Here is a 506-nt window from a genome sequence, read left to right as displayed (position 1 = left end):
TGCGAAAATTTGAGAGACTCATACACACTTTACGTGTGTCGTTTCAATTTTCAGCTTGATCCAGATTTTTAAAGAGCAAAACTTCGCAGTGAACCTTTTCAGGTACACTCTGAAGTTTTCTTATATGAGCAGTAAAATATGGTGGAGCTATGCGGGATCGAACCGCAGACCTCCTGCGTGCAAAGCAGGCGCTCTCCCAGCTGAGCTATAGCCCCATACAGTACAGTCAGAACCTCTTACCGATGATTTTTCCTGAGACAAGGCGTGGAATGACGAAGCATACTTAAAGTATGTGAGTCATTTCACAACGCAGTATTCAGGGAAAATCTGGTAGGCCTGAGTGGACTTGAACCACCGACCTCACCCTTATCAGGGGTGCGCTCTAACCACCTGAGCTACAAGCCTGTAGAGGTTTTTACTGCTCGTTTTTCATCAGACAATCTGTGTGGACACTGCAAAGGCAGGTTCTTTAAGGTAAGGAGGTGATCCAACCGCAGGTTCCCCTA

Annotated in this window: 2 tRNA genes; both read right to left on the bottom strand. The window is 46.2% G+C overall.

The features are described 5' to 3' along the window. Positions 1-139: 139 nt before the first annotated feature. Positions 140-215, bottom strand: a tRNA-Ala gene (locus tag OGV67_RS01895). Between the two features lie 113 nt (positions 216-328). Then, a tRNA-Ile gene (locus OGV67_RS01890) sits at positions 329-405 on the bottom strand. Between the last annotated feature and the right edge of the window lie 101 nt (positions 406-506).

Source organism: Citrobacter sp. CK188 (genome assembly GCF_030333525.1).
GTDB classification, from domain to species: domain Bacteria; phylum Pseudomonadota; class Gammaproteobacteria; order Enterobacterales; family Enterobacteriaceae; genus Citrobacter_B; species Citrobacter_B koseri.
The sequence above is the reverse complement of the archived record's forward strand: the minus strand, read 5'-3'. Positions and strand labels throughout refer to the sequence as shown.